Annotated in this window: 23 protein-coding genes and 2 pseudogenes; 16 read left to right on the top strand and 9 right to left on the bottom strand. The window is 23.7% G+C overall.

Annotated features, from left to right (window positions below):
- Positions 1 to 5: 5 nt before the first annotated feature.
- The gene (locus tag AACL02_RS11185; RefSeq protein WP_339041646.1) at positions 6 to 356 is read right to left on the bottom strand and encodes a hypothetical protein; all 351 of its coding nucleotides are present in this window, start codon (positions 354 to 356) and stop codon (positions 6 to 8) included.
- Positions 357 to 670: 314 nt separating this feature from the next.
- Between AACL02_RS11185 and AACL02_RS11180 the strand changes: the two genes are divergently transcribed.
- The 3 genes from AACL02_RS11180 to AACL02_RS11170 are packed head-to-tail and all read left to right on the top strand — an operon-like array spanning position 671 to position 2449.
- A complete protein-coding gene (locus AACL02_RS11180) occupies positions 671 to 859 on the top strand; it encodes a hypothetical protein (RefSeq protein ID WP_339041644.1) in 189 nt (62 codons plus the stop codon).
- Positions 860 to 874: 15 nt separating this feature from the next.
- A complete protein-coding gene (locus tag AACL02_RS11175) occupies positions 875 to 1249 on the top strand; it encodes a hypothetical protein (protein WP_338961095.1) in 375 nt (124 codons plus the stop codon).
- A gap of 18 nt (positions 1250 to 1267) precedes the next feature.
- On the top strand, positions 1268 to 2449 hold the full coding sequence (locus AACL02_RS11170; RefSeq protein WP_339041642.1) for a hypothetical protein: 1182 nt from the start codon (positions 1268 to 1270) through the stop codon (positions 2447 to 2449).
- Between the two features lie 498 nt (positions 2450 to 2947).
- Here AACL02_RS11170 and AACL02_RS11165 read toward each other — a convergent pair whose 3' ends face one another.
- Complete coding sequence (locus AACL02_RS11165; protein ID WP_339041640.1) at positions 2948 to 3073, bottom strand: hypothetical protein; 126 nt, start codon at positions 3071 to 3073, stop codon at positions 2948 to 2950.
- Here AACL02_RS11165 and AACL02_RS11160 point away from each other — a divergent pair.
- The gene (locus AACL02_RS11160) at positions 3019 to 3840 is read left to right on the top strand and encodes an IS1595 family transposase (protein WP_339041638.1); all 822 of its coding nucleotides are present in this window, start codon (positions 3019 to 3021) and stop codon (positions 3838 to 3840) included. The two genes, AACL02_RS11165 and AACL02_RS11160, sit on opposite strands and share 55 nt — an antisense overlap.
- 247 nt (positions 3841 to 4087) lie before the next feature.
- On the opposite strand, the gene AACL02_RS11155 is transcribed toward AACL02_RS11160, so the two are convergent.
- A protein-coding gene (locus AACL02_RS11155; RefSeq protein ID WP_339041636.1) for an IS3 family transposase occupies positions 4088 to 5208 on the bottom strand; the annotation gives its coding sequence in 2 pieces (ribosomal slippage) (positions 4088 to 4965 and positions 4965 to 5208; 1122 coding nt in all).
- Between the two features lie 201 nt (positions 5209 to 5409).
- Between AACL02_RS11155 and AACL02_RS11150 the strand changes: the two genes are divergently transcribed.
- The 5 genes from AACL02_RS11150 (at position 5410) to AACL02_RS11130 (ending at position 11854) form a co-directional block, all read left to right on the top strand.
- Entirely contained in the window at positions 5410 to 6102 is a 693-nt protein-coding gene (locus AACL02_RS11150; RefSeq protein WP_339043735.1) for an IS1595 family transposase, read from the top strand.
- A 382-nt stretch (positions 6103 to 6484) separates the two neighbouring features.
- Complete coding sequence (locus AACL02_RS11145) at positions 6485 to 7048, top strand: hypothetical protein (RefSeq protein WP_339041634.1); 564 nt, start codon at positions 6485 to 6487, stop codon at positions 7046 to 7048.
- A gap of 3 nt (positions 7049 to 7051) precedes the next feature.
- Positions 7052 to 9376 (top strand): hypothetical protein, encoded by a 2325-nt coding sequence (locus tag AACL02_RS11140; protein ID WP_339041632.1) that lies wholly within the window; start codon positions 7052 to 7054, stop codon positions 9374 to 9376.
- A 218-nt stretch (positions 9377 to 9594) separates the two neighbouring features.
- Positions 9595 to 10545 (top strand): IS30 family transposase, encoded by a 951-nt coding sequence (locus AACL02_RS11135; protein WP_339040235.1) that lies wholly within the window; start codon positions 9595 to 9597, stop codon positions 10543 to 10545.
- Positions 10546 to 10606: 61 nt separating this feature from the next.
- Entirely contained in the window at positions 10607 to 11854 is a 1248-nt protein-coding gene (locus AACL02_RS11130; protein WP_339041630.1) for a hypothetical protein, read from the top strand.
- Between the two features lie 429 nt (positions 11855 to 12283).
- Here AACL02_RS11130 and AACL02_RS11125 read toward each other — a convergent pair whose 3' ends face one another.
- Complete coding sequence (locus AACL02_RS11125) at positions 12284 to 13105, bottom strand: IS1595 family transposase (protein WP_281748321.1); 822 nt, start codon at positions 13103 to 13105, stop codon at positions 12284 to 12286.
- Here AACL02_RS11125 and AACL02_RS11120 point away from each other — a divergent pair.
- The 3 genes from AACL02_RS11120 to AACL02_RS11110 all read left to right on the top strand — a co-directional run bounded on the left by AACL02_RS11120 (position 13051) and on the right by AACL02_RS11110 (position 14095).
- Positions 13051 to 13182 carry a hypothetical protein gene (locus AACL02_RS11120; RefSeq protein WP_339041628.1) on the top strand — a complete coding sequence of 44 codons (132 nt, stop codon included), beginning with the start codon at positions 13051 to 13053 and terminating at the stop codon, positions 13180 to 13182. The two genes, AACL02_RS11125 and AACL02_RS11120, sit on opposite strands and share 55 nt — an antisense overlap.
- Positions 13124 to 13624: a hypothetical protein gene (locus AACL02_RS11115; RefSeq protein ID WP_339041626.1), complete on the top strand. Its 501-nt coding sequence runs from the start codon at positions 13124 to 13126 to the stop codon at positions 13622 to 13624. Before AACL02_RS11120 ends, AACL02_RS11115 begins: the two co-directional genes overlap by 59 nt.
- 168 nt (positions 13625 to 13792) lie before the next feature.
- The gene (locus AACL02_RS11110; protein WP_339041624.1) at positions 13793 to 14095 is read left to right on the top strand and encodes a hypothetical protein; all 303 of its coding nucleotides are present in this window, start codon (positions 13793 to 13795) and stop codon (positions 14093 to 14095) included.
- A gap of 12 nt (positions 14096 to 14107) precedes the next feature.
- On the opposite strand, the gene AACL02_RS11105 is transcribed toward AACL02_RS11110, so the two are convergent.
- Positions 14108 to 15058, bottom strand: a complete 951-nt coding sequence (locus tag AACL02_RS11105) for an IS30 family transposase (protein ID WP_339041622.1) — start codon at positions 15056 to 15058, stop codon at positions 14108 to 14110.
- Positions 15059 to 15483: 425 nt separating this feature from the next.
- Positions 15484 to 15585, bottom strand: a pseudogene (locus AACL02_RS12560) (IS3 family transposase); the annotation flags it as partial.
- Between the two features lie 72 nt (positions 15586 to 15657).
- On the opposite strand from AACL02_RS12560, the gene AACL02_RS11100 reads away from it, so the two are divergent.
- A complete protein-coding gene (locus AACL02_RS11100) occupies positions 15658 to 15936 on the top strand; it encodes a transposase (RefSeq protein ID WP_339040199.1) in 279 nt (92 codons plus the stop codon).
- A gap of 41 nt (positions 15937 to 15977) precedes the next feature.
- Positions 15978 to 16430, top strand: coding sequence for an IS3 family transposase (locus AACL02_RS11095; protein WP_339041620.1), 453 nt, complete (start codon positions 15978 to 15980; stop codon positions 16428 to 16430).
- A gap of 160 nt (positions 16431 to 16590) precedes the next feature.
- Here AACL02_RS11095 and AACL02_RS11090 read toward each other — a convergent pair whose 3' ends face one another.
- Positions 16591 to 17511, bottom strand: coding sequence for an alpha/beta hydrolase (locus AACL02_RS11090; protein WP_339041618.1), 921 nt, complete (start codon positions 17509 to 17511; stop codon positions 16591 to 16593).
- A gap of 131 nt (positions 17512 to 17642) precedes the next feature.
- The gene (locus AACL02_RS11085; RefSeq protein ID WP_339040235.1) at positions 17643 to 18593 is read right to left on the bottom strand and encodes an IS30 family transposase; all 951 of its coding nucleotides are present in this window, start codon (positions 18591 to 18593) and stop codon (positions 17643 to 17645) included.
- A gap of 324 nt (positions 18594 to 18917) precedes the next feature.
- Here AACL02_RS11085 and AACL02_RS11080 point away from each other — a divergent pair, with 324 nt between their 5' ends.
- On the top strand, positions 18918 to 19346 hold the full coding sequence (locus tag AACL02_RS11080; RefSeq protein WP_339041616.1) for a hypothetical protein: 429 nt from the start codon (positions 18918 to 18920) through the stop codon (positions 19344 to 19346).
- Between the two features lie 9 nt (positions 19347 to 19355).
- Positions 19356 to 19718, top strand: coding sequence for a hypothetical protein (locus AACL02_RS11075; RefSeq protein WP_339041614.1), 363 nt, complete (start codon positions 19356 to 19358; stop codon positions 19716 to 19718).
- Positions 19719 to 19868: 150 nt separating this feature from the next.
- Here the strand turns inward: AACL02_RS11075 and AACL02_RS11070 are convergent.
- A pseudogene (locus tag AACL02_RS11070) lies at positions 19869 to 20114 on the bottom strand (transposase); the annotation flags it as partial.
- Between the last annotated feature and the right edge of the window lie 51 nt (positions 20115 to 20165).

Genomic DNA, 20165 nt, shown 5'->3' with positions numbered 1-20165 from the left:
ATTAATTAAACATAGTTATTTTTGTAAGTTACACAGATTACTAAACATTTCCAAGCAGTTTTCAAAGTCACTCCCAATTCTTTTGCAATATCTGTTGATGGAATTCCATGTTTGGTGTTTATTCATCTAAAGATAAGATAAAACCAAGATGTTAAAGATGTTTGTGACCTTGAAAATATGGTGCCTGTGAGAATGCTAAATGTTTGATTACATTTTAAACATCTCATTCTTTTTAAATCAGAAGTATTCAAATTAAAATTAAAACACCTAATACATTTGTTTTCTTTCAAATTTGCTATATATGCAAGACATTGCTGTTCAGTTTGAAAAGCATTGTTGAATTCATTCAGTTTCATTATTCCCTCCACAAGTACATGTGGGGAGAAGTCCGTAAATTTATTCAAAAACTTACTGAATTTGAGCAAGAATTATTAGAACAAGAAGTTTTAGAGGGAGATGAAGATAATGAGTAATAATACTAAAAATGAATTAAAAATTCCTAATTTTATTAAAAGTAATAAAGAAGAATATGTAAAATTTAGAAGACATACGACTGAATGAACGTTTAATTGCAAATCTTTTAATGGATGCAAAATGTATGATTGAAAGAATTACTAAAGGTCAATTTGATGAATAATTAAAAATAAACAATTGAAAGGAAAATATTCAGATGAAAGAATTTTTACATGAATTAATAATTATTGGAACAAGTGTTGGAACATTAATTTGCAGAGAAATTATTGTTTTATTAAAAAGATTTATCACAACTCCAAAACATGTTAGAGCAAATAACAAAATTATAAAACATCAAAAAAAATTAGCAAAATTAAATAAAAAAATTAATAAAGAAAATAAATAATAAAGGGTGATGTAAATGTTAGAAAATGAAGATAATGTTCAACAAACAACTGAACCTTTAACTGAAAATAATGCTCAACAAGAAATAGAAAATAAAGTTAATGAAGCAGAAAATAAGTTAAATAAACTTAATCAAGAAATTAAAGAAAAAGAAATAATTAATATATTTAAAAAATATCAAGTTAAAACTGAATTTTATGATTTTTTAAAATTTAAAACTAATAATTTAGAAAATTCAAAAATTGAAGAAACTATTAAAAAAATTATTAAAGAACAACCAGTATTTAAAGAAATAATTAATACAGGTGGTAAACAACAAACAATAATAACAAATCAACAAAATTCAATAAAAAGTACATTATTGGATTATAAAAAAAATAATAATTTATAACAGAAAGGAAATCAAAAAATGGCAATACAATTCAATAAAAATTTAGATAATACCGAAAAATTAGTAGAAGCACCAGAGTTTATAGAATTTTATAAACAATCAAATTCACCATGAGCAAGTTTTTTTCCTATCGAAATGGTTAATTCAACAAAAATTGAATTTATAGTTAAAAAACCAAAAAATTCAGAAATTAAAGTATTAAAATGAAATGATAAAAGCAAAGGATTAGATGTTAGTTATGCTGAAACTGTTAAAATTTTAAAACAAATTAAAGAAGAAGCGGTTGCGGGTGAAATAATTGCTAATGTTGATTTAAATGCTGAAAATGGACAAAATTTATTAAATACAATGCAATATGAAGTTGCTAATGACTTAGCAGATTATTTAGCAAATAATGATACAAATGTAATTGCAAAATATGCAACTAAAATAGACATTACTGATAAAACACCATTAGGATATTTAAAATCAATGTTAGATGCTTGAAATACTTTATTTCAACTAAGAAATAGTAATAATTGTCGTTTTTTTATTACTAATAATCTTTATGATAATATTGTTTATTTAGCCAATAATAAAGGTCTAATTACTGATAATCAAATTGCTCAACAATTAAGATTAAATGGAAATGATTTATACATCAAAGGTGTACTATGTCAAATTGTAATGGATGATTATATGACATTTACTGATAATAATGAAACTAAAATTATGTCTTTTGTTTTAGCAACACCAAGAGCAATGAAAAGATATATGTTACAAAATACAGTTGTATATGTTCAAGATATTGCTGATGGTAAAGTTGGAAGAAGATATTTAGTTGGGGGAGAAGTAACTGGTGAATCAATACCCTATATAACAGATGAAGAAACAACTTCACGCTGAATGTTATGTGCAATTGTTAATAATGATAAAAATGATTTAAAAACTAAAATTACAATTTTAACAACTGATATTACTGCAAATGTTAATAACAATAATAGTGAATTAAATACACAAATAAAAAGTACTAATGAACTTAAATCATTAAATCCTAATTTAACAAATCCAACTATTAAATATTTTAGTGATGCACAAGGAAAAACTAATGTAAGTAATCAAAAACAAAAAGCAGGTGACTTATATATAACTATTACTGCAAATGTTAATGACTTAAATTATAAAGGAACAACAAATCCAATTAAAATAACTCTTAAATAAAGGACATTAATATCATGCCAATTGGTACAACTAGTACAGCAATACTTTTAAACATAAATAAACCAAAACATACTAGAATAAGTAAACAACAAGAAAATAAAAGTTTTTGATGAGAAATTTTAGAAATGATTGGTGTACAAGTTATAGCAGTAGCACTTGCTCCTTTTACTGGTGGATTAAGTGAAAGTGTAGCCCTTGGATTAGGTGCAAGTGATTTTATTGCAAGTACTATTAATTTTGGTATTTATGCTACAACTGATTTTACTATTAATCAAGTTTATGATTATTTAAAAGGAAATGTAACAAAATTAAATACTTTCTTAAATTTATTACCTGCATTTGCTGGACTTAATAAAATTAGTCGTGGTTATCGTATAACTAAATTTATTAAATTAGCACAAAAAACTAAAACATTAGAACAAATTGGTGTTAAAGAAGCAAAAAACTTACAAGAAATTATTAGTCAAGTAAGTGGAAAAGAAATTTTAACAGATAAAATTATTGGTAATAAACGTTATTTAATGAATTATAGTTCGGACTTCTCCCCACATGTACTTGTGGAGGGAATAATGAAACTGAATGAATTCAACAATGCTTTTCAAACTGAACAGCAATGTCTTGCATATATAGCAAATTTGAAAGAAAACAAATGTATTAGGTGTTTTAATTTTAATTTGAATACTTCTGATTTAAAAAGAATGAGATGTTTAAAATGTAATCAAACATTTAGCATTCTCACAGGCACCATATTTTCAAGGTCACAAACATCTTTAACATCTTGTTTTTATCTTATCTTTAGATGAATAAACACCAAACATGGAATTCCATCAACAGATATTGCAAAAGAATTGGGAGTGACTTTGAAAACTGCTTGAAGAATGACTCATAAAATCAGAACACGTATTGCAAAACAAAAACCTCAATTTATTGTTGAAGGTACAGTGCAAATTGATGAAATGTATCTTTCACATATGGGTTTTAAAAAACAAGGAAGATCCTTGGTGAATAAAACCTTGATTGTTGGCATTTATCAAAAAACAACCAATAATTTAATTGTGAAAGTATTGAAAAACGCAAAGAGTAAAAATCTTTTGCAGTTTGCAAAAAACCACATTTCTTCAAAATGTCTTGTATATACTGATTCTTGAAAAGGATATTGCGATTTTAAATCAGTTTTCACTAAGCATGAAACAGTTAACCATCAAGATGGCTATGTTTCAAAAATTGGTGTAAATACCAACCAAATTGAATCAGTTTGAAAACATATAAGAAGAACATTTAAAACACATATCAAAGTTGCAAAACATCATGTTCATTTATATGCTAAAGAATCTGCATATAAATTCAACAAGATACCTAGTTTTGAAACTGTAATTCTATGTTTGATTTAAAAATGTGGGGAGAAGTCCGTAGATAGGCTTTTCTCAGCATTTATGTGATAAAATTAAAATAGTACATAAAGGGAGAAAAGCCTTATAGTTTTACTCCTAATCGTGAAACAGTATTACGAGATTTAGGTTATGTTGCTGAAAGAGAATATAAAAATAATTTTCAAAAATTAGAAATACAAAAGTTAAAAGAACACTTATTATTACAAAATACATTAATAAAATTATGGAATGGCAACCTTTTTTAGGACTATTTTTTGGTAGACATTTGTTTTTGATAATTAACTGGAGTTAAGTAGTTTAAAGTGCTGTGAATTCTTATGTTGTTATATCAATTGATGTAATCAAATAATTCTAATTTTAATTGGATTAATGATGTAAAATTTTTATCATTAATAAATTCGGTTTTGAAAGTTTTAAAGGTTGCTTCAGCAACAGCGTTATCATAAGGACAACCTTTTTTGCTTAAAGAGCGATTAATATTGAATGCTAGTAAAAGTTTATCAATAATTTTATTATTAAATTCATTACCGCGATCACTATGAAATATTTGAATATCTTTTAAACAGCGATTTGAGTGCATAAATGCTTGATATACTAATGATGCATCTTTTTTAGTACCTACACTATGTCCAATTATTTCGCGGTTAAATAGGTCAATTAATAAACAAATATAGTTTCACTTACCATTTACTTGAACATAAGTTAAATCACTAACAATAACTTCATTTTTAACTCTATTATTAAAGTTTCTATCAACAAGATTGTTTATTGGACTATCGTTAACTTTGTTATTATGATTTTTGTATGATAATTTAGTGTATTTTGATATTAAATTATGTTTATTCATAATTTCTTTAATTTTTCGTCTTGATAAATAAATTTCTTGGTTTTCTAGAATGACTTTTAATCTTCTAGTACCATAAACTTCTTTATTTTCTTTAAAAGCACTAATAACAGCTTCATCATAAATATTATTTTTGATTTTATTTTCTTTTTTCTTTAAATTAAAATAATATGTTGATTTAGAGATTTTTAAAAAATGACACATTGTGCGAATTTTATATTTAGATTTATTTTTGACAATAATTTCTATTTTCTGCCTATTATTAGTGCTGCTTGCTTTAAAATATCATTTTCCATTCTTAATTGTTTTAATTCTTTTCTTAATTTAATTAATTCATTTTCTTCAAAAGAACGATTATCTTTAGTTTTAAAACTACCTGAATTAGTAAATTGCTTAATTCAATTGTAAGTAGCTGCTCTTGTAACATTATATTCTTTAGCAAGGCAAGATACTGATTTGCCACTTTGATATAAAGCTACTATTTGTTTTTTAAATTCATCGGTATATGAGTTAATATTGGCCATAATTATAGTTCCTTTCTTTGTTCACTTGTCTACGTAATTAGTGTCCAATAAAGTGTAACCCATCCAGGAATAATGAAACTGAATGAATTCAACAATGCTTTTCAAACTGAACAGCAATGTCTTGCATATATAGCAAATTTGAAAGAAAAAAAATGTATTAGGTGTTTTAATTTTAATTTGAATACTTCTGATTTAAAAAGAATGAGATGTTTAAAATGTAATCAAACATTTAGCATTCTCACAGGCACCATATTTTCAAGGTCACAAACATCTTTAACATCTTGGTTTTATCTTATCTTTAGATGAATAAACACCAAACATGGAATTCCATCAACAGATATTGCAAAAGAATTGGGAGTGACTTTGAAAACTGCTTGAAGAATGACTAATAAAATCAGAACACGTATTGCAAAACAAAAACCTCAATTTATTGTTGAAGGTACAGTGCAAATTAATGAAATGTATCTTTCACATATGGGTTTTAAAAAACAAGGAAGATCCTTGGTGAATAAAACCTTGATTGTTGGCATTTATCAAAAAACAACCAATAATTTAATTGTGAAAGTATTGAAAAACGCAAAGAGTAAAAATCTTTTGCAGTTTGCAAAAAACCACATTTCTTCAAAATGTCTTGTATATACTGATTCTTGAAAAGGATATTGCGATTTTAAATCAGTTTTCACTAAGCATGAAACAGTTAACCATCAAGATGGCTATGTTTCAAAAATTGGTGTAAATACCAACCAAATTGAATCAGTTTGAAAACATATAAGAAGAACATTTAAAACACATATCAAAGTTGCAAAACATCATGTTCATTTATATGCTAAAGAAGCTGCATATAAATTCAACAAGATACCTAGTTTTGAAACTGTAATTCTATGTTTGATTTAAAAATGTGGGGAGAAGTCCGTAGATAGGCTTTTCTCAGCATTTATGTGATAAAATTAAAATAGTACATAAAGGGAGAAAAGCCAAATTTAATTTTAAAAATAATGTTATTCATCAACTTGTTTTAAAAGCAAATCAAAGTTTTAAATATTTTGATATTAGATTTTATTTAAAAAAAGGTTTAAATAAATTTTGAAAAGATACACAATATTTTGAAAAAATAAGAGAAAGTATATATAAATTACAAGAAAAATTTGAAAATTTAGAAAAACAAGCATTTGAAAAAATTAATAAATTAAAAGAAAAAGCAACTGATTTATTTACTAGTGCAGAAAAAAGAGCAATTAAACATGCACAATTAATTCCATTAAATTCACCAGTATTTATGGGTTGTAAAATTCAACCTTTGTCATTAGATAAATGTGCAATTACTATTTATCATCGCAATCCTAAATATAAACCAATTACAGTTGTTGATAGTATTCTTAAAGCAAAAACTTTTGTTACTCAAATACATCCATTCCATTGATATCGTTGATATAGTGGTTGATACATTGGTTATGGTGTTAATCGTAATAAATGATTAAAAGCAATAGCATTTGCTCCACCAGTGGTACAACAAGTAATTAGAGATAGTTTTAAAGTATATAGAGAAATATTTAGAATAGTAAGAACTTATCATAAAGTAGTAAATGTTATTAATAATCCTATTGAAAATATTAACAAATCATTTAAAAATGTTGGTTTAAAGTTTTCAGTTAATACTTTATTTGGTACAGGATTATTACATCATTTAGAAAAGTTTGCATATAGTCAAGTTGTAACAAAAAGTAAGAAAAAATTAAAAAAAGGTAAAAATAAAATACAAAAAGAAATTGAGCATATAACACATAAAAAAACAAAAAAACATACTCATCATTATAAACAAGCATTTTTTAAGGAATGATAAATTATGATTAATAAACTTTGAACTGATGTCAGTCTTGAAAATTATAATAACTGATATCCATTAACTGGAAAAATTACAGAAACGCCACAGCAATATATACAAACATGACCAATTGTTAATGATTGATTTAAAACTTTTGCTATTCGTGCTCAAAATGATATTAATGCTTATCTTGATTTTATTTTATCTAAATTTCCTTTTGATAGTTTTAAAGATGAATTAATTAAAGAAACATTAAGAGATATGGTTTATGTTATGCTTGAACATTGAGTATTTAATCGTACACCAATTGAATTTAATGTTGATGCTACTATTCAATTTAATAATGGTAATCAATTTAGTGCAAATAGTACTCCTACGATTAATGTTTGAGATTTAGCACCAAGTAGAATGAAAATATGAGCAAGATTAACAGAATTAAAACAAATATTTTCAAGTTATAATGATGATGAAATAGATGTTGAAAAAATTGATTTAAAAGCATTTTATACTAGAAATCAAGTTGATGAATTAATTAAAGAACAAAAAGAATTTACATTATTAAAACAAATTAAATTATATGATGATTTAGTTGATGATAATGAAAATGAAATATATAGAGGTCCTGTTAGTAAATTTATTAATAAAGGTTATGTTGCAACTGATTATGATAAAGAAACTGAAACAATGATTTTAGATTGACCTGATGAAATTGGTACATTACCCCCCGAAGCATTACAAAATAATCCACAAATTGGTGATTATACGCATGCACCAACTTGTGATTTTTCTGCTAAACAACAAAAACGAATTACTACAAATGAAAATGAAATTACCAAATTAAATAGTGAATTAACTAAAACAAATGAAAACATTGATGATATCAAAAATAATTGATTTAATATTGAAACTAGTCCTTTATGAAAAAAAGTTGAAAATTATAATATAGAAATGTTGAAATGATATTTTATTAAAATCAGTTATCACTATTCAACAGAAAATAACTTTATGAAATTTTATAAAATAATTAAAATTTATTTAAATAATATTTTTCATGAATTTGAATTGTTAAATGTTGATTCCATGACTTATAAAGAACAAATACAAAATAAAAATATTTTAAATATTGGAACTATTTACTATGACAATAGAAATAAAAAATTTAGTGGTGGAGGTAATTCCTATCCTGAACGTGGAAAAATTAATTTAATTGGTGATATACAAGAAATATATCAATATCAAGGAATAGATACACCAACTGAATTTATATCGGAAGAAGGTACTGAACGTGATTATTATACAAAACTAGAAACTAATAATTTATTAGATAAAAAACAAAATAAATTAATTGCTGGTGAAAATATTACTATTGATGAAAATAATAAAATTAGTGCTAGTGGTGGTAAAACTGATTTATCTGATTATTATAAAAAAGAAGAAGTAGATAAAAAATTAGAAGATAAAATGGATAAAGACCAATTTCAATATGCTTTTGCTATCAATACTATTGGTACTAAAATTCCTAATTTAGAAACTACTAATAAAACAGTTGCTGGTGCTATTAATGAAAATAAAACTAATATTGATAAAAAACAAGATAAAGAAAATTGAAAAATAATAGGTAAAAGTCTTGATAATCGTACATGAGAAGATTTTGCTCTTAGTTTTAATAAATATTATAGAGTATTTATAACATGAGATAAACCACCTTTTAATCAAACAAGTGTAAAACTAAAAATAGAGTTTAAAGGTTCTTCATATATAGGTGGAGATTATATGCTTGTTAAAGGTAAAATTGATAATGAAGATGCTTCATTAATTATTAAATTAGGAACTGTTAATAGAAAAAGTCAATTAATTATTATTGGAGGAAATAAACAATATGGAAATATATTTTCATTAGAAGAATTACAAGATACTATTAAAGTAGATATTCAATCAAAAGTACAAATAAGGTCTGGTAGTTTAACTACAAATGAAATAGAAGAAAATATTTGAGATATTGAATTAAAAAATATTCCTCCAACACCAAGTCCAAGTGGTTCAAATTGAAAAGAAGTAGGAACAAAAAAAGATAATAAAACTATTCAATTTAATTTTATTAAAAATAAAATATATCTTATTTATTACAATTATTGTGCTACTAATGATAAAACAGAATATTCATGAATATATAAAGAATTTATATATAGTGGAAATAATAATAATACAGAATATTTAGATAGTTTTATATATACAGATGGTTCATATACGTGATTACAAGTAAATAAAAATAGTATATTCATGACTACTGTTCCATATCCTTTTACATTTGGACAACTATTAAAATTACAAGAATTACAGGAATAATATTATGTTTTTTAAAATTATAAAGATTATTTTAGGTTTAATTGGAGTGTTATTATCTTCTGCAGTTGCTGGTTTAATTATATTTATTATAGTAAAAATTGTATTAAAAATTGCTGAATTATACTTGTAAGTGCAAGTAAATAAAATTGCAAAAAAATTCTCATATAAAAATTTCATAATGCTAAATTTATTTTATAAAAAAAGTAAGGAGTTTTTATATGAGTTATAAACATCTTGGCGTAGATGAAAGAATTTATATTGAGAATCAATTGAAATTTAAAGTTAAAATTAGTGAAATAGCTAAAAATCTTAATCGAAATATTAGTACTATTATTCGAGAAATTAATAGAAATCAAGATAATAGTAATTATTTTTCATTGATTGCACAAAATAAAGCTGAAAATAGAAAACAATCACATATTTTTTTTCATAAGTTTAAAAATAAAGATTTAGTAAAATATGTGCAACAAAAACTATTATTAGGCTGATCACCTGAACAAATTTATGGCAGAATTAAAAATTTTCATAAACAATGAGTTATTAGTTTTAAAACAATTTACAATTGAATTTATTCTGGATTGCTTGATCAAGTTACTAGTAAAAATTTAAGAAGAAAAGGCAAAAAACGCAAATCTCAAGAAAATCGTGGCAAATTCAATAGCAAATCAATTAAAGAAAGAGATCTTAATATTAATGATCGTATAACACTTGGTCATTGAGAAGGAGATACTATAGTATCATCACGAGGCAAAAGTAAAAAATGTTTAATAACTTTAGTTGAAAGAGTATCACGATTTACTTTAGCAATATTAGTTAAAAACAGAACTACTAAAGTTATTAACAAAAATATTAGCCATTATTTATCAATTCTTCCTAAAAATATTGTTAAAACCATTACTTTTGATCGTGGTAAAGAATTTTCAAATTGACAACAACTTGAAAAAAATTTAGATGTGAAAATTTATTTTGCAAATCCATATTCACCTTGACAAAGAGGTACTAATGAAAATACTAATGGTTTAATTAGAGAAAAATTTCCTAAAAAATTTAATTTTTCAAAAACTTGTAAAAATGAAGTTCATAAATTTATATTGTCTTTAAACCAAAGACCAAGAAAAATACTAAATTATCTTTCACCGATAGAATATTTGGATAGAAAAATAATTTAGTTGCACTTACCTTTACAATTTAGCAATTAATCAAATATTTTAAAAAAAGGTGGTGAATATTATGTTAAGTAGATTTTTTAGAAAAGATAAAAGTAATATTGGTGATAATCAAAATGAAAAAGTAAAATTTTTAACTAATAAAAATAAAAGTACTCATGCTTCAATTTTAAATTATTTTGGTTTTAATGATTTTAACCATGAAACTTATTTCACTGATTTTGTAGCAGAAAATAATGCTAATTTATATAATGCTCCATTAGATATTAATAATGAAACCATTAAACAATATTTAATTCAACAAGAATTTTATAGAAAAAATTGAAATTCTATTTTTAAATTAAGTAAATTAGGAATTAGTGCTTATTTAATTTATATTGCTAATGATGACTTATATTTTCAAGTAGTAGATATACAACAAAGAGTTTATGATATTACTGGTAAATTAATTGAATGTACTATTTTTTATGATAGTTATGAACAAAATGCACAAATGGTAAGATTATTTGAAGTTTATACATTAAATAATGAACAAATAACTATTAATCGTGAAATTTATAGTGTTAGTGATAATAAAAAACAATTTCCATTAGATTTTAAATCATACATTAATAATCCTAATTTAGCACAAGAAAAAATACTAAATATTAACTATATACCAATAGCAATTATGAGAAATAAAGCAAATGAGCTAGCAGATTGTAATAAAGTAATGGATAAAATTAAAGCATTAGATGTTATTTATGAACAAATTGTTTTAGATACTATTTTAAACTCACCTAAATTTATATTTAGTCAAACTTATGGCAATGTTCAATCTTTAATAGAAGACGCAGTAAGAACATTAGTTACTAAAAATTACATATTTAAAAGCGGTGGAGATAATAATGAACAAAACGAAAATATCAATATGACAAATAGTAATTTTAAAGGTAAAAATTTAACTGATATATATGATTGAAATGTTAATGAAATATTTAAACGTTGTGGTATTCATATAACAAGTCAAAAGAAATCAGCACAACAATCAGTTCCCGAAAGTACAGCAGTAAATATTTCAACTATTAATTATATTGAACAAAAATTATGACAATTTAATATTGATATTCTTAAATTTATTCAAATATTAGTACGTATTGATAAAGATTTATTAAATAGTAAAACATTTAATATTAATGATGAACAAGAAATTAATAATTTAACAGTTAAATTAAAATTATTTAATCCCGAAAATAACCAATTAATAGGAGAAAACAATGGAAAACAACAACAAACCACAAACGAAGTTTCCACAGAAACAGAAACAAACTAAACTTAATCAAGCAGAATTAGAAAATGATTATTTAATTGATAATATTCCTTATGACTTTACTAATATGATGCGTGCTACTAGTGACCCAGATATTAATAGAGCATACGATTAATTTAAAAAAAGAACAATTTATATTTATGAAATTGAACGTTTATTTAAAAATAATGAAAATAATACTTTAAAATTTTCAGCAAATACTATTAAAATAGGTTTTATTGATATTGATAAAGTATTAAAAACTATTGCAGTTGAAACATCAGACTTTACTATGCAATTAAATCAAAGAGCAAGTACTAATATTAATGATAATACTATTGAATATAGTATGACTGATATTAAAAATTTAAGGCTTTTCTCCCTTTATGTACTATTTTAATTTTATCACATAAATGCTGAGAAAAGCCTATCTACGGACTTCTCCCCACATTTTTAAATCAAACATAGCATTACAGTTTCAAAACTAGGTATCTTGTTGAATTTATATGCAGCTTCTTTAGCATATAAATGAACATGATGTTTTGCAACTTTGATATGTGTTTTAAATGTTCTTCTTATATGTTTTCAAACTGATTCAATTTGGTTGGTATTTACACCAATTTTTGAAACATAGCCATCTTGATGGTTAACTGTTTCATGCTTAGTGAAAACTGATTTAAAATCGCAATATCCTTTTCAAGAATCAGTATATACAAGACATTTTGAAGAAATGTGGTTTTTTGCAAACTGCAAAAGATTTTTACTCTTTGCGTTTTTCAATACTTTCACAATTAAATTATTGGTTGTTTTTTGATAAATGCCAACAATCAAGGTTTTATTCACCAAGGATCTTCCTTGTTTTTTAAAACCCATATGTGAAAGATACATTTCATCAATTTGCACTGTACCTTCAACAATAAATTGAGGTTTTTGTTTTGCAATACGTGTTCTGATTTTATGAGTCATTCTTCAAGCAGTTTTCAAAGTCACTCCCAATTCTTTTGCAATATCTGTTGATGGAATTCCATGTTTGGTGTTTATTCATCTAAAGATAAGATAAAACCAAGATGTTAAAGATGTTTGTGACCTTGAAAATATGGTGCCTGTGAGAATGCTAAATGTTTGATTACATTTTAAACATCTCATTCTTTTTAAATCAGAAGTATTCAAATTAAAATTAAAACACCTAATACATTTGTTTTCTTTCAAATTTGCTATATATGCAAGACATTGCTGTTCAGTTTGAAAAGCATTGTTGAATTCATTCAGTTTCATTATTCCCTCCACAAGTACATGTGGGGAGAAGTCCGAAATTTAATATTTCAAGAAATAAATTTATTAAATCAATTTAAATTGTATGCTGTGTCTATTAATGAACCATTAACTGAAAATAATATTGATAATTTATATATTATTAATAATTATTCACAACCTTATCAAAATCCAAAAACAAGAAGTACTAAAAGTATAACTATTATTAAAATTAAAGATTTTAAAACAAGAGATGGTTATCCAATTATTATTAAATTACAAAAACCATTAGATAAAGATACCAAAGTTATTGGTTTAAAAATAAAATCCCCTAGAAGCATGATTTTCGGCAATATAAAGATACTTGGTGAAGTTGATAATATGGAAGTATACCCAAAGTTATTTGTTAAAGATAAGATAGCATTTCCGCTGTTATCAATGCCTATTGAAACTCAACCAAAAGTTAGAATTTTACAACAATGATTTAGTGAACAAATACTACCTTGAAATTTAGCAAAGCAATTTATTGGACAAGAAAAATAAGTTTTAGATTTAATTAAAATTAGTACTGGTAATATAACAAGAAGAGAAGTTATTAAAAACGCAAGAGTTACACATGCTTGATTAGGATATGAATTTAGTAATGTTTTAGGTGGTAAATGACCACTAAAAAGTCAAAAAGAATTAAAAGATAAAGAAGTTTGAGATTTTGTGGGTGAAAGTCAATTTTATCAATATGTTGCAACTAATAATAGATTTGATGATATTGAAATTGAAATAAAAGATGCACCAACTAATGACAGTTTACAACAACTATTATTAGATATGTTAAGTTATACATATAACTATAATAGAAATTTTGATGGTGATACATATGATGATAAAGGTAAACCATTAAATGACATTGCTAAATTACGTACAAAATTCGAAGGACAAAAACCTGATGAAGTAATTACTAACTTATTTAAACAATGAGAATTAGATTATCCAAATTATATAAATGCTAAATTGTAAAGGTAAGTGCAACTAAATTATTTTTCTATCCAAATATTCTATCGGTGAAAGATAATTTAGTATTTTTCTTGGTCTTTGGTTTAAAGACAATATAAATTTATGAACTTCATTTTTACAAGTTTTTGAAAAATTAAATTTTTTAGGAAATTTTTCTCTAATTAAACCATTAGTATTTTCATTAGTACCTCTTTGTCAAGGTGAATATGGATTTGCAAAATAAATTTTCACATCTAAATTTTTTTCAAGTTGTTGTCAATTTGAAAATTCTTTACCACGATCAAAAGTAATGGTTTTAACAATATTTTTAGGAAGAATTGATAAATAATGGCTAATATTTTTGTTAATAACTTTAGTAGTTCTGTTTTTAACTAATATTGCTAAAGTAAATCGTGATACTCTTTCAACTAAAGTTATTAAACATTTTTTACTTTTGCCTCGTGATGATACTATAGTATCTCCTTCTCAATGACCAAGTGTTATACGATCATTAATATTAAGATCTCTTTCTTTAATTGATTTGCTATTGAATTTGCCACGATTTTCTTGAGATTTGCGTTTTTTGCCTTTTCTTCTTAAATTTTTACTAGTAACTTGATCAAGCAATCCAGAATAAATTCAATTGTAAATTGTTTTAAAACTAATAACTCATTGTTTATGAAAATTTTTAATTATGCCATAAATTTGTTCAGGTGATCAGCCTAATAATAGTTTTTGTTGCACATATTTTACTAAATCTTTATTTTTAAACTTATGAAAAAAAATATGTGATTGTTTTCTATTTTCAGCTTTATTTTGTGCAATCAATGAAAAATAATTACTATTATCTTGATTTCTATTAATTTCTCGAATAATAGTACTAATATTTCGATTAAGATTTTTAGCTATTTCACTAATTTTAACTTTAAATTTCAATTGATTCTCAATATAAATTCTTTCATCTACGCCAAGATGTTTATAACTCATATAAAAACTCCTTACTTTTTTTATAAAATAAATTTAGCATTATGAAATTTTTATATGAGAATTTTTTTGCAATTTTATTTACTTGCACTTACAAGTATAATTCAGCAAATTTATTACAATTTAAAATTTTTAAACAAGTATTTATTATGTTATCAAAATATTTATTCTTCATTATCAATTAATAAAGGTTTAAATGATGATTATAAATTATTATTACCATATTATTTTGAACTAAAATCAAGTCCAATTCATCCAAATAAAAATAAAATTTGAGAATATAAAGATATAAAAGTAATATTAAAATCTGTATATTTTGATTTTACTGATATTTGGAATGGCAACCTTTTTTAGGACTATTTTTTGGTAGACATTTGTTTTTGATAATTAACTGGAGTTAAGTAGTGGAATGGCAACCCTTTTTAGGACTATTTTTTGGTAGACATTTGTTTTTGATAATTAACTGGAGTTAAGTAGTTTAAAGTGCCGTGAATTCTTATGTTGTTATATCAATTGATGTAATCAAATAACGGACTTGGATGGGTTACACTTTATTGGACACTAATTACGTAGACAAGTGAACAAAGAAAGGAACTATAATTATGGCCAATATTAACTCATATACCGATGAATTTAAAAAACAAATAGTAGCTTTATATCAAAGTGGCAAATCAGTATCTTGCCTTGCTAAAGAATATAATGTTACAAGAGCAGCTACTTACAATTGAATTAAGCAATTTACTAATTCAGGTAGTTTTAAAACTAAAGATAATCGTTCTGTTGAAGAAAATGAATTAATTAAATTAAGAAAAGAATTAAAACAATTAAGAATGGAAAATGATATTTTAAAGCAAGCAGCACTAATAATAGGCAGAAAATAGAAATTATTGTCAAAAATAAAGTTAAATATAAAATTCGCACAATGTGTCATTTTTTAAAAATCTCTAAATCAACATATTATTTTAATTTAAAGAAAAAAGAAAATAAAATCAAAAATAATATTTATGATGAAGCTGTTATTAGTGCTTTTAAAGAAAATAAAGAAGTTTATGGTACTAGAAGATTAAAAGTCATTCTAGAAAACCAAGAAATTTATTTATCAAGACGAAAAATTAAAGAAATTATGAATAAACATAATTTAATATCAAAATACACTAAATTATCATACAAAAATCATAATAACAAAGTTAACGATAGTCCAATAAACAATCTTGTTGATAGAAACTTTAATAATAGAGTTAAAAATGAAGTTATTGTTAGTGATTTAACTTATGTTCAAGTAAATGGTAAGTGAAACTATATTTGTTTATTTGTTGTGGTTCACTGTTTTAGTTCTCTAACACGTGTTGATAATAGTGCTAAAGAGGTTTATTAAAAATTTTAAAATTTTACAATTACAAAAAAAAGACAAGATTATTTCTTGCCTTTTTCCTTAATAACTTTGTTAATAATTTTTATTTTATTTTTTAAATGTATATTTTTTAAAATACGTCGAATATAAATTTAAATTTAAGGGTTAAAGAAAGTAATTTTGTCTAATTTTCATTATTTTTCAAATAATTAATTTTTGGAAATAAGTTACTAATATGATAATTAATTATTTCGTAACTTTGACAACCGCCCCTTTTTTTTAATAAATCATATTCTAAAATATTTGTATTTGTAAATTTTTGATATCTTTTTGTTAAACCATTACTAATTAATCATCAAGGTTTTTTATAGCGATATTGCATGACGTAACGAAATTGAACAAGTAGATTAGAGAATCCACAATCAGTAATTGCCCAGTTAATTAAATTGGTTACTTTATAATTAAATAAATAATAATTAATTGTTGATGCACCCATACTATTACCAATTAAACCAATACTGCTAACTTGATAATTATCTTTTATTCAATTAATTAAACAGTTAATATTTTCAGCACAAGTAAGACCAATGTCACTATATTGGCCATCAGTTTTACCGTGAGCAACACTATCAAAAGTTAAAATATTGTATCCTTCTTCATAAAATCATGAGACTAATCTTAATGCTAAATATTTATTTTCTGTTCAACCATGAAAACCAATAACTCATTTATCACTTTTCTTTTTTTGAATGACAGTTAGACAACTAATGTTTTGATTATTATCATTTTTAATGGTAAATTCTTGATAATTTTCTTTTTTTCAATCAATTGGATAGCCATATTTATTAAGATTTTTAATTTGACAATCATATTGATGATAATTAAAACTATTAATATCAACTGTTTGTTCGTTGTTTATTTTAAATTTACCTTCTTTTTGATAAGAAAAGCAAAATTCTAAAAATTGTTTTTGATATTTTTTTGAATAAAAATAAACAAAAGGAAATAATAGAATAACTAATAAAATTTTGCTAAAAGAATAACAAAATCTTTTATAACCAGTTAATAAAATTTTTTGATTCACAGATGTGTTGATTACTGTCATTTTTTAAGCCTTTTCTAAACTACTAAACTACTAATTATTTTACACTATCTTATCAAATGTTTAAAATATTAATGTATGTTAATTTAATTATTTTAAAATAATTAAATGCTAAATTGTAAAGGTAAGTGCAACTAAATTATTTTTCTATCCAAATATTCTATCGGTGAAAGATAATTTAGTATTTTTCTTGGTCTTTGGTTTAAAGACAATATAAATTTATGAACTTCATTTTTACAAGTTTTTGAAAAATTAAATTTTTTAGGAAATTTTTCTCTAATTAAACCATTAGTATTTTCATTAGTACCTCTTTGTCAAGGTGAATATGGATTTGCAAAATAAATTTTCACATCTAAATTTTTTTCAAGTTGTTGTCAATTTGAAAATTCTTTACCACGATCAAAAGTAATGGTTTTAACAATATTTTTAGGAAGAATTGATAAATAATGGCTAATATTTTTGTTAATAACTTTAGTAGTTCTGTTTTTAACTAATATTGCTAAAGTAAATCGTGATACTCTTTCAACTAAAGTTATTAAACATTTTTTACTTTTGCCTCGTGATGATACTATAGTATCTCCTTCTCAATGACCAAGTGTTATACGATCATTAATATTAAGATCTCTTTCTTTAATTGATTTGCTATTGAATTTGCCACGATTTTCTTGAGATTTGCGTTTTTTGCCTTTTCTTCTTAAATTTTTACTAGTAACTTGATCAAGCAATCCAGAATAAATTCAATTGTAAATTGTTTTAAAACTAATAACTCATTGTTTATGAAAATTTTTAATTCTGCCATAAATTTGTTCAGGTGATCAGCCTAATAATAGTTTTTGTTGCACATATTTTACTAAATCTTTATTTTTAAACTTATGAAAAAAAATATGTGATTGTTTTCTATTTTCAGCTTTATTTTGTGCAATCAATGAAAAATAATTACTATTATCTTGATTTCTATTAATTTCTCGAATAATAGTACTAATATTTCGATTAAGATTTTTAGCTATTTCACTAATTTTAACTTTAAATTTCAATTGATTCTCAATATAAATTCTTTCATCTACGCCAAGATGTTTATAACTCATATAAAAACTCCTTACTTTTTTTATAAAATAAATTTAGCATTATGAAATTTTTATATGAGAATTTTTTTGCAATTTTATTTACTTGCACTTACAAGTATAATTCAGCAAATTAATAATTTTTAATATTTAATTTTATTAATAATTGCTTTCTAGAAAAGTTTATTGTATAGTAATTTTTTTAGTTGTAAACTTTAAGTGATATTTATTTAAAATTATCTTTAAATAAATCTTATTTAAAATTGAAACAAAATAATATTTTCAATAATTTTCATTATTAATAAAAATAGTATACGAGAATTTTAATAAAAAGGAGGATACTTAAAAATGATAAATGAAAAAAATAAGACAGTAGAAGAAGATAGTTGAGAAAGTGTTACTACTGTTAATGTTGATGATAGCGATTGTCAAGCAAAAATGGAAAAATTAAATAAAAAATTACAAGAAACAGCTAATGAATTAGAAGAAATAAGTAGTCTTTATGCAAAATCAGTAAAAGAATCATTAGATAAATCAAAAAAAATTAAAGAACTAGAAGATAAAATTGATGAATTAGAAGAACAATTAAAAGCATGTAGAGAAAAAAATAAAAAATCAGAAGAAGATTTAAAAGAATGTAAAGAAAAAAGAGAAGAACTAGAAGCACAGTTAAAAGAATGTAAAGCAAAAAGAGAAGAACTAGAAGAACAATTAAAAGATTGTCAAGAAAAAAATAAAAAATCAGATGAAAGTAAAGGACAATGAATTCCTGGTTAATATAAATGAATGCCTGTTGGATCAAAAATGCCAGAAGGTTGAGTAAAAGTAGATCTTGCTAAAGGTTTAACAATAGTTCAGAGTGATAAAGAAGGACAAACATCAGGAAGTGTTGGAAAGCATAATCATACATTTTTAAATAATGGTCAGGTATGAACCACTCCTGCTTCAGCAAAACTAGCTTTTATTAATGAAAGAACTTCAGGATCATTAGGTTCTAAATATGTACCATTCTTAGGTAGTTATAATGATCTTTTGCGAACTAAAACAACTGCTGATACTGGAAAATGCATCTCTAATACCGAGAATAATTTAGCTGATGGAATATTTGCTGAACTTTGACAATATCAAGGAGAAAATAGTAGTAGTTAAAGTTAATAAAAAAGAAAGAAAAAAATAATATAAATAAAGTTAATGGATAAATTTATATAATTTAAGTAAATAAAATTATTCCAATTATTTTTTATTAGAAAAAATAATGAGGCTTTTTAATAATCTGTGTATCTTTGTTTTACAAAGTTACTAATTTAGATTAATTCTGTCTTCAAATTTTATCATAAAATGAGCAATTGCTGTATTTCAATTTTGAATAGGCAATGTTCATTTTTTTGTTATATTTTCAATTGCCAAGTAAAATATTTTGAAAACTGCCATATCATTAGGAAAAACTTTTTTATTTCTGATGATTTTTCGTAATTGACTATTAACAGATTCAATAGCATTTGTAGTATAAATCACTCTTTTGATTTCTACTGGATAACTAATAAAAACCATAAATTGAGGCTTTTTAATAATCTGTGTATCTTTGTTTTACAAAGT

It is taken from the genome of Spiroplasma endosymbiont of Apeira syringaria (assembly GCF_964020205.1).
Classification (GTDB): domain Bacteria; phylum Bacillota_I; class Bacilli_A; order Mycoplasmatales; family VBWQ01; genus Spiroplasma_E; species Spiroplasma_E ixodetis_A.
This window is presented reverse-complemented; position numbering and strand designations above follow the sequence as displayed.